The sequence below is a fragment of the Nocardioides sp. genome (assembly GCF_014360585.1).
Lineage (GTDB): Bacteria > Actinomycetota > Actinomycetes > Propionibacteriales > Nocardioidaceae > Nocardioides.
In genome coordinates this window covers 59,081-69,676 of sequence record NZ_JACIXG010000016.1, presented here as the reverse complement: position 1 = coordinate 69,676, position 10,596 = coordinate 59,081, and the positions used below count along the sequence as shown (strand labels likewise).

General features: G+C 62.7%; 4 protein-coding genes. All 4 read right to left on the bottom strand.

Annotated features, from left to right (window positions below; all coding sequences use genetic code 11):
* The coding region (locus H5T77_RS07835; protein WP_292647287.1) for a hypothetical protein at positions 1-523 on the bottom strand (523 nt) is incomplete at its 3' end.
* The gene (locus H5T77_RS07830; RefSeq protein WP_292647285.1) at positions 504-3,695 is read right to left on the bottom strand and encodes a helicase-related protein; all 3,192 of its coding nucleotides are present in this window, start codon (positions 3,693-3,695) and stop codon (positions 504-506) included. The genes H5T77_RS07835 and H5T77_RS07830, both read right to left, overlap by 20 nt.
* Positions 3,692-5,212 (bottom strand): nuclease-related domain-containing DEAD/DEAH box helicase, encoded by a 1,521-nt coding sequence (locus tag H5T77_RS07825; protein WP_292647283.1) that lies wholly within the window; start codon positions 5,210-5,212, stop codon positions 3,692-3,694. The genes H5T77_RS07830 and H5T77_RS07825 overlap by 4 nt, the downstream gene beginning before the upstream one ends.
* Positions 5,209-9,954, bottom strand: a complete 4,746-nt coding sequence (locus tag H5T77_RS07820) for a DEAD/DEAH box helicase (RefSeq protein ID WP_292647280.1) — start codon at positions 9,952-9,954, stop codon at positions 5,209-5,211. The genes H5T77_RS07825 and H5T77_RS07820 overlap by 4 nt, the downstream gene beginning before the upstream one ends.
* Positions 9,955-10,596 lie beyond the last annotated feature (642 nt).

Sequence of the window (10,596 nt, the reverse complement as noted above, 5' to 3'; positions counted from 1 at the left end):
ACTTGAGGCCCTCGCCGTGGCTGGAGGAGCGGACGAACTTCAGGTCCTTGTAGGCGCGGCAGTGGCGGACTGTCTCAGTCACTCCGCTGTCGTGGCCGCGGTGGGCCCACTGAAACCACGGGATGTCCTGGATGTGGCTTCCACGCTCGCAGACCGCCACGTATCGCATCGGCACGAGTGCGCCCTTGCAATTAACGCAGACGTTGACCCACTTGCCCTTGTCCTTACTCGTGGTACGCGAAAGCCGGGTGCAGCGCTCGCAGAAGCGCCACTCCGGGAAGCGCCAGTAGAGCAAGCCTTTGGTCTCCTTTGCCGCACGTCCCGCGTGTGTGGGGGCTTCCATGAGGACGCTGGATCCGAGTCGGTCCGTGAGCCGGTCGCAGTGGACCTCGCTGGCGTACTCCTTCTCCCACCATGAAGTGTCGGGTGCAATGAGGGAGGCTCCGCGGATGTCGACGATGGCGCCGACACCGAACGGGGTGACCGTCTCGGACAGTCTCAGGTCATGCTTGATCCGTTCCATGGGATCCCTCCTCGAATGGCTCGCGTACGTCGACGGCGACATTGGGCTCGACCGAACGCATGGAATCGGCGACGAGCCATCCTTCTCCGGGCTGGCCGAATCGCTTGAAGAGCGCTGCATCATCGCCGCTCTTGCGGTCGTAGACGAGCTTGGCGCCATCCTGACGGGCGCGTTGAGCGCGGTTATCCCAGTCGCGCAGGAGCTCCCAGACCGCCGCGTGAGTGTCTGCCGCCTCGCTTGGCTCGGATTGACCTACGATCGCGACGAACTGGCCCACCATGGTCTCGATCTGGCTCTTGAGCCCAATGTTATCGAGGTCCATGTTTGACGCCGAGTCGTTGGCTGCGAGCGTCGCGAGGGTGTGGCGCAGCATGGCAACGACGGCGCCTGCGAGAGAGCGGTCTCTAGAAGCCAGCGACCAGGGAGTCACACTGGTCGGCTCGACGCTGCGATAAAGCGCCTCGTGATAGCCACGAAAGGTCTCGAAGTGTGACCGGTCGCGGGCTCGGTTCGAGCGGAAGAGGGTGGCGACGATGCCGTTGATGTCGCCGCGTCCGACTCGGCTGGTGGCCTGGATGTACTCGGCGGTGGTCTTGGGCTGACCGACCATGAGCATAAGTGCTAGTCGTGGGATATCGATGCCGACGGAGAGCATGTTGGAGGAGAGCACGACGTCGATCGCATCATCGGAGTCGTTAGCGCTCCGCCTTAGAGCACGTAGATCCTTCGGGAGCTCTTCAGGGCCCCGACGGCTGGTGAGTTCAAGGACCTTGTCAGCCCGGACGTTGCGCAGCGGAAGACCGAGACGATCGGCCCGGGGCTCGAGGCGGCCGTTTACGTCGTCGACGACAAGCGTGCCGGTGCGGCCAAGCTCTCGCAGGCTGTTGTGGTACATGACGGCCGTCCAGTAGGCATCCCGAGTGGAACGGTCCTCGGGATCTGCTGCGAGAACCCCGGGAATTTCCAGAAGCGGAGATGACGCAGCGACTACGGCGGACATCTGCGAGAGGGCTTGAGGCATGAGTCCGACGTAGAGCCGGCCCCTACCGCTGCTCACCGGTTGGGAGAAGAATGTACGGTCGTCGTCCAGGCCGGACGGCGGATAGAGCGCGACTTTACGGCCGTAGAGTCCTTGCACCTGCTCGTCGGATGCACGGATGGTCGCGGTGGAGGCAACGATCTTTGGGGTTGGGCCCCCTCGGCTCAGTAGCAGCTGGATCACGGCGTCAAAGACCGCGACGGTGGTGCCCAGCGGCCCGGAGAGCAGGTGTAGCTCGTCCTGGATGATCATCGACGGTTGCCGGTAGGTCGTACCCAAGCCCAGGAGTTTGCCAGCGTCGGGCTTGAATTGAAGCCTGGCGAACTTGTCGACGGTGGCCAACAGGATGGTCGGCGGCTGCTCATAGATCAGGTCGTCAACCACCACGACCGGCAGTTCATCGTTGAAGTGACAGCTGACATTGGTGCAATGCACGGCGACATCACGGCCGACGAGGCGCACGCCATACTTCGACTTGTCCTCGGAGCGCGAAGCTGGGAGCAAAGTGGTTCCGCACCACGGGCAGCTCTCGACCTGGAACTGGTTGGCTTCCTCTGGCCGCGCAGCTTTGTGGAGCCGTTCGAGGGCCTTCTTGGCGTCGGCTCGGCTTCCCGGTGTGACCTCGTTGCCGACCCAAAGACCGATGCTGAACGGAGTCATCTTGCGAACCCGGGCGTCACCGAGCTCGCCCTGCATACGCAGCAGCTCCATCGCGCAGACCAGTGCGGCCGCTCGCTGGAACTGCTGCGCAGTGAGGAGCCGGAGCGTGTAGCGAGTGATGACCGCCGTCCCGCCACCCGAGGTCCCGTAGGCGAGGCGGCGTCGGAATATCTCGATGGCCGCAAGGCCCAGGTAGGCCTCAGTCTTGCCGCCACCGGTCGGAAACCAGATGAGGTCGACCAGTTCGCGATCACCGTGCTTCTCGTCCACGGTCGAGGCAAGTGCCACGAGCAGGAACCCGAGCTGGAAGGGCCGCCACTGCGGCTCCCCACCGGGTTTGCCTTGGTTGATCTGCGCTTGGCGCATCTGCAAACGCATAGCGGTCATGCCGAGAGCGAAGGCGGTGCACAACTGATCCTGGTCCGGTTGCCGCAGCAGAGCGACGGTCTCACGCATCCGCTCGGCGGCTTTCACGGACCGATCCACGATCCGGCGTGCAACCTTCTCGTCCTCGTCAAAACCGGCCACTCGCTGCTGTTGTTTCGACACCCAACGTTCGAACGCGTCGACGAAGGCGTCCAACGACGCCAATACGGCGTCGGTGTCCGAGTCCAGCGTCGCCAGATGGGCAAGTTGGAGCGCACCGGCCTCGGGTGTCTCCGGAGCGAAGGAGAGGGTCTCGACTGCAGGCACTACGAATGACGGCACCGGATCGAGCCAGATCCGCCTACATGCCTCATCATTCAGCTGCCAGTCTGCTGCCATGCCATGCCCCACCGCATAGACCTTCCGGTCGCGGTAGCGCAGTCGCAGCTCAGCTGCTTCGTCGTCCACGTCGAACGACTGGCTGGGGTCGTACTCAAGGAACTGAGCATCGTCGGCGGGCGAGACGCTGAGCCCGACCTGATAGAGCATCTTGGAGATGTCCAGCTTGTCGTCGTCGGTGGAGTTCTCCAGGACTCGGACGAAGACCGTCGCAAGGAATGCCGAGCCGTAGTGGCGCCAGCGGGAACCAATCTCGATCTTCACACCGTTGGCGGTCAGTGCATGCGGGCCCTCGCCACGTTGCACGGAGAGTCGGTCGAAAAAGAACGGCCGACGTTGCCACCTCGGCGGACCATCGCCTTCGACCGCCTTGTAGGTGCCACCCGAGAGGTTGCAGAACGCAGCCGGTCGATCGGTGACGAAGGAGATCGCTACCGAGGATGGCCGCCACTCCTCGGCGATCGGGACCGCGGAGCCACGCTCTTCGACCTCGCCGGAGGACTCGACCTCCGCGTCGCCCTCGACATCGTCGATTTGGGAGAGCTCTTCGGCCTCGGCGTGGTCTACGGCGCCATGCGGGAAGAGCATGCCGACGGCGTACTGCCGGTTCGGCATGTTCCAGACGATCTCGTCCTCACTGCCCTCGGGCCCGACGTAGGCTGCCCGAAGGTGGTTGAGCACCGCCTGCTGAGAACGGGTCAGGGTCACTTCGCCATCATCCGATTCTTCGAGAGTTGCTGGAGCCCGCGTTTGTCGTCTTTCGATGTGATGATGTGTAGCGAAACGCGCGCTCGAGTGACGGCGACGTAGAAGGCGGCCGTTCCGGCTTCATCGTAAGTCTCCGGCAGGTCGAACACGATGACATGCTCGGCCTCGAGGCCCTTAGCATGCTTGGGGCTGGTGAGTACGAACCCACCAGGACTGGTCGATGGTGGGCCATCCGTAGTCGTGCTGATTAGCCAGAGGTCGGCTCGGTTGGCTCCGTCGGCGACGATCTGTTTGGCGAGCAGGTCCGCCTCGGTGATGTCGGCGTCACTCGCTGCGTTGTGCCACTGGACCTTCTCGCCATGGACGATCCCAGGGTCACCGATGTCTGCGCCGAGGTACTCCTGGACCACGTGGACGATCGCATGGGTGTTGCGGACGTTCAAGTCAAGGTCCACGGCGATCGCCTCGTCAGCTATAAGTTCAGCCACCTCATCGTCGTAGCCGCCATCGACATGGGCTTGGTTGTTCGGGTCGAGAAACATCCGCCAGCGGCCGCGTGCTCGGCCGCCATCAATTACAGCGTCGATGCGATCCATGGCGTCTGCGGTCATCATGTCCTGAGCCTCGTCGACCAAGACGACATCGTACGACTTGTCGGCCGGGAGCTTCTCCAACGGGATCAAATCGATCTCGCGGCCTTCAACGTGTGGGGCGAAGAACCGGGTGAGCGCAGGCGAGTGGAACGTGATGAGCACCGACTTGCCCTGGTCCTTCTCCTGCTTAGCGGCCTCGACGAGCACGAGAGACTTCCCGGTGCCGGCGCCCCCATAGACGAGCACTCGCGGATTGCGGGCCAGCGCTGCCAGCACCCGCGCCTGCCCTGCAGTTGCCCGGTTCTGCTCCTCGATGACGGCACCGCGCTGGGCATCGATCACCGGCATCCTGGTGAACTCGCCGAACATACGTGTGCGCAGGTCACCCATTCGAGCCCGCTTCTGCCCGTTCGGGGCGGCCCGTGCATTGTCCACGACTCGATCGAGAGCGGCCCCGAGGCCAGCCGAGGTCATGTCATCCCGCGCCAACCAGTGCGTTGGCCGCCAGCCGACCGCATTCGGCGGGGAATCGATGTCCGGCGTGATGACGATCGCTTCATGCGCGAACCAGCCGACACCCTCCTCCTGAAGGATGTCGCGCAGCGCATATGCCGCGGATCGGGCCTGTTCCATCGGCGAGCCAGCCAACTTGTGCCAGTCGCCACGCCGGTCGACGGAGTACCAGACGCCGTCGTGCTTACGCACGCCGCCGCCTTTGACCTCGATCACCACGACCACGCCCCTCCACAGGACGATGAAATCGGCCTCCGCCTGCTGCTTGTAGGCGTGCGAGCGGAGGTCTACAGAGTGAAACGCAGCAGAATCGGGATCCCCCACGACATCACGAAGTAGGCGTGCGACCGTGCGCTCGGCGTTGCTGGTGGTACGTCGCTCGATGTCCGCCAGCGCAGGTACGAGGATCACTCTTCTGACTCCACTTCTTCATTGATGCTCCCCTGCTGGTGATTCCAGAGATCGGTGTAGTCGCGGTATCCAAGGAAGTCGTTCATCGCGCCCCAGTTGTCGGCGACGTCGACGATGAGGCACTCCTCCTTGCCGCCGTTCTTCGGTCCACGCAGCCCCCGGCCCGCCATCTGTATGTAGGCACTCGGGCTGAACGTCGGTCGCGCGATGTAGAGCGCACGAACACCGGGCGCGTCGAAGCCCTGGATGAGGAGATCACAGTTGGCCAAGACCTTGATCTCGCCCCGCTGGAAGCGACTGATGACATCACGGCGCTGCTGACGACCTGTCTGACCGCTGACCGAGTCGGCCTTGACCTCGCGGTACCTTAGGGAAGCCGCGAGCACCTGAGCCGAGAGCACGCTGGGCGTGAAGACGAGGATTGGCCAGTCGGGATGCTCCTCCGTCAGCTCCATGATGTGTTCGACCAGGATCTTCATCCGGACCTCGTTGCGCCCAAGATGTTCGTAGAGGCTGCGGTCGATGACCTTCGAGAAGCGAATCTTCTCCTGGTCCACCGAACTCAGGTCGACATCGACACCGGGCAGGATCTCGTGCTTGACGCTGGCCAATACGCCAAGGCCGACCAGTTCCTTGTAAGCATCGGACTCAATGGCCGTGAGTCGGTTGTGCCCGAATCGGGCTGCGAGTTGTTGTGTACGCTCAGTCTCTCCTGCGCTGCCCTTGAACGGCGTGGCCGACAGACCGACGAGTGGCCGGTCGAAGCTGCGGCCGTCGACACCGAGCCACCGAAGGATCTGCGTGTAACGCGTCGACCCGCCAGCACGGTGCGCCTCGTCAACGAAGACCGCAGCAGGAGTCTTCAACCACTCATACTCGGTCTGCCCCATGATCGCCTCAAGCTTCGCGTCGGTAGCCACGATCACGCTGAACTCGGTGTCTGGTTCGTGGACCGTGTGGTTCTCCCAGAGACGGCCGATCGTCAACGGCCGCTCGTCGCCAAGGTGGCGCCAGACTGTCTCGAAAGTCTGCACCGCCTGCTCGCACAGTTCGATCGACTGCGCAATCCATAGGATCGTGCCGCTGAGAACCTCGTCTACAAAGAGACGCAGGACCGTCTGAGTAGCCACCCGCGTCTTGCCGGCACCTGTCGGCAGCTCGACCATCCCTTTCTGGGCGGGGCCTTGCTTGGAAGGCTGTGTCAGCACGACACGTAGCTTCTCGCTGATCTTCTTCTGGAAGGGGTGAAGATCGTTAAGTTTCACTGCGCCCGGCACGACGAACTCGTGCGGTCGGTTCTGCGAGCGCTGGCCGGCATACTCCGTCGCGAAACCCATCTTGCGGACCCAGGTGATGGCAGATGCGCCACCGGCCCATTTCTCGGGAACGTCGGAGAACCCGACCTCTCGGAAACGGTCTTTAAGCATATTGAGCGAGTCGGAGCCGTAGACGACGAGGAACAGTTCGGCTACTGAAGTGTCGTCAGATACGAGGCCTTGGGCTTCCAGCGCCGACCAGAGACCCTTCGGCAACGCGTCCCGTAGGTCGTCCGGACCGATGTAGAGTTCGAGCCGCTCGGCATCGGAGTCAACCGCCTTCGCCTGAATTCGGAGGTCCTCCAGCATGTGGGCAATACCCGCCTTGATCACGGAGGTGATCTGGGCGTTGTCAAGGCGCAGCTCGAACGCCTCGTTGATGAACTTGAGGACCAGCGTCTCGTCAGCGTCGTCGCGAACAACGAGCTCGCTCCCGTCGAGATACCAGTTCTGCGGGTGGTCCTCGACTCCATCCTCGGTGGTGACTCGCTTGGCGATCATGATCGCGCGGGCGAGCGTCACGCCGTTGAGGCGGTCGGAGCCCACCAAGTTTCGCAGGCCGGTGTAGACGTCCAGAATCGGCTCGCTGCTCTGTCGGCCCTCGATGATCTCCGAGAATGCGAAACTGTCCTCGAAACGCTGGCACCCGACGAGGCGAAGAAGTTCGTCGACTTGGTCCACACGCGCCCTCAGGTACGGACGACCCCGTGTACTCAGGAACGTCGCCTGCTCGTCGGTGGATGCAATGTACACAGCGTTGGGTGAGTGAGCCTCGATCGTTCTTGCGATCCGTGCCGGGATTGTCGCAGGCTTGATGCCCTCGAAACCGACCTTCGTCGCAGCGACGATGAACTCCAGAAGGACATCATCGTTGATCCGCGGCGGGAAGAGGTTTCCTTCCAACATCTCGCGCATGAGGTGGGACGGAACATCGCCCAACTCGTTCGGTAGCTCGAGAACCGCAGCGGCCTGGGGCGCTCCCCGAAACAGCGGGAGCAAACCCTCATACCGAACCAACGAGGGCGCTACAACGTCACCTGGGCCCCGCATGCCATGGGTCGACTTCACCAGTCCAGCGCTTCGCGCCGCCCACCTGAGCGGAGAGTCGACCTCGTAGGTACGCCCAGTTTCCAGGTCCTCGCACGCCCAAGGGTCGTCACCGAAAGCCAAGAGGGCGGCTGTCCAGGACTCCCGTGCGTTGTCGGGAACGCCCACATCACGCATCAAGAATAGAACCGAGAATGGTCCCGGGCCTTTCGCCAGGTTGAACTCGATGGCCTCGATCGGTCGTGCTCCTGGACCATTGTGCTGGTTGAGCTCGTCCAGGATCCACCGCCGGTACTCGTCGAAGTGCGGTTCGTCTTCGATCGGGTAATCCTTTACGGGCCGACGTACGACGCCGAGTTGATAGGCGACCTCGGAATCGCAGCGGTGCCTGTCGAGCAATCGCGGAGCAAACTTGTCCCCCAGCGGGACGTCGAGGTCGAGCACTTGCTGTGGCCACGCCCAGCCGCCGTCGAGAGTTGGCACTTTGATGGGTGCCTTTGCAGCGAGCATTACGCGGGTTGCGGCCTGCGAAGGCAGGTCGACGGTGGAGTCCCAAACCTTGGTCAGGTCGTCGGGACTCGGATCGTTGTCGAGCTTGGCGAGACGTGCCGTGAGGATCGCCTCAGGATCGAGGTCACGGAAGCCTCGATCCTGAAGGATTTTCTCGACGCCGTGCTGCTTGAGGAACGCCGGGCTCACGAAGACCGCCTCTTCGATCTCCAGATCCGACTCGCGGTGCAGGAACACCACTCGGCGATCCTCGAGTGCCCGCATGCCGGCGTTGGTGGGGATGACCTTCGCCTCGTTGATCTTCGGAAGGCTCGAGTGGCCAGCGACGGTCTTCAGCGCGTTTGCGGCGGACTGGGGGTCATCGCCCTCAGCCCATTCGCGCAGCCAGGTGAGGAGCCCTCTTTTAGGCAGGTGCGTCAGGGCCGTTCTTGGGTCTCGGGTGTCCGCTTCGGAGTTCCGGCCGAGGATATAGAGATCCCGAAGGCGCGTCGTTCGGGTGCCGGTCTGATAGCAGAGCCAGTGCGGAACGTCGTCGCCCGTGTTGGGCGACTGAATCCATGCTTGGTGGACCTCTTTGTCGAACCCGACTGCGAAGTCGAGCGGAAGGAGCTGCTGGCCGTTCCGAAGGGAACCCATCGCATTGGGAATCAACTCTCGGCCAGCCGCGATCTCAGGCACATGCGCCGTCAGGAGTTCGTCTCCGAAGCTCAGGGTCTCCCGTCCTCGTGCGGGCATGAAGTCCAGATGCGCAGCCGGGTCCTTGGCAGTGCTCAGCTTCGGCATGACGTCGACAAACATCTCCGCGACCGTACGGAGAATCTCGCGGTTGTAGTCGTTCTTGAGTAGGGTCGTACGGTCGTCGTTCACGCTCCAGGGGGCGTTGAACAGCGCAGATGCGGAAGTTTCGTCTTGCAGCGGGAAGTACGACCAGAACTGCCCTCGACGGAACTCGCGGCGCTGAACGGCCGGAACTGCCACCGTGACTTTCACCTGCGAGCGCGACACCGCCTCGCCGACCTGCTTGCGGGCCTCTGTCGACGGCGCATGCATCCGGCTCTCGATAATCCACTCATCCGGGTTCTCGCCCAAAGACTCGATGCTGAATCTTCCATCACCGAGGTCACGTGAGACGTGGTGGGCTTCGTACGACTCCCCGCCGACGACCTTCAGGCGGATTTCACGAACGGCCTGCACGAACAGGAGGAACTCAGAGTGGAAGCCTTCAATCTCGGTGCGAAGCCGCTTCAGGTTCCTTGCGCCCGGGAGCCTTACGACTGTTGTTGCCCATGACGACAAGTCTGCGAGGATTGGATCTTCACTGACGGCGTGGCTGAAGTCTGCGACCGTCGCCGTCCTTAGAATCGGGAGTCTCCGAGCAGCTGGGTTCACCTCATGCAGTTCGTCGCGCGCCTCCGACGTGTTGAACTCGAAGGCAATGGATCGGCTAAAGACCTGCGGGGAATCCGATACGGCCAGCACCGACTTGAATCCGAGTCCGAACCTTCCGATCTCCTCACCGCGCTTTGCGCTCAGGTACGCCATGGAGATCGCGGTGAGTCCGCTGAGTGAGAATGTGCGTCCAGCGTTTGCGCAGTACAGAACTTCGTTCTTCGTGTCGAGCACGATCTCGACACGACCTGCGGTCTCGCCCTCGTCCTCTGCACCGACGATTGCATCCGCAGCGTTCTGCACAAGTTCGAGGAGCGTCCGGTTCGCGTATCCACCCGTGCGGATGGACTCCTCGAGATTTGCGTGTTCGACCACTAGGTTGGGTTGAATTCGGTAGGAGTCGATCGCCCGCTTGAACTGGCCGCTCACCTCTCGCGCCAGGGCTGGGTCCGGGATCCACGCCTCGTGATCAACAGTCACTGTTCTGCTTGCTCCTGCCCGAAATCGGGCTCAATCGTTGGTGAGCAAGAGCTCTGGCAGCAAAGTACGGGCCTCGCGGGGCAGATCGTGATGCTGCGCAACTCGAGCTGTCTCTTTGCTTACGATGCTAGTGCTCATAGCTGGTTCTTGTTGGGGACTTTGAAATGTCTGCGACTCGCTGTGCATGGCTGAGCGCTGGGTGCCTCACTGGTCGCTCCCGCGCAGGGCGAGCGCGACCCCGCCGTGGTGGTCAAGACGGGAATTCTGACGCCGCCTCTTAGGTTCGGGACGAATGCGAACTCTCGCTCCTCGCTCGGCAAATTCGTCCCCAATTGTGGGGATCGTCATCAGCATGCGAGCGGCGCGGCGCAGAGATCTGTCGTTGTAGCCAGGAAGGTGCTGGCCATCGACCCCTGTAGTCTCAGCTTTACCTGGCAGCGACTGGTCTGGGACGTCGCGAGCCAGACTCATGACAACCGACTCAAGGGGTTGCCTGCCTCGCCGTCATGAGCGATTCCGACGCACTCGACCGGCAGATCATCGCGTCGGCCTGCTGCACGGGCAATGATCGACTGGACGGTGCCGGGGCGCTGTGTCGTGTTGTGCGACCCGGGCAGGACGGTGCGTCTCGCGTGGTTCGGA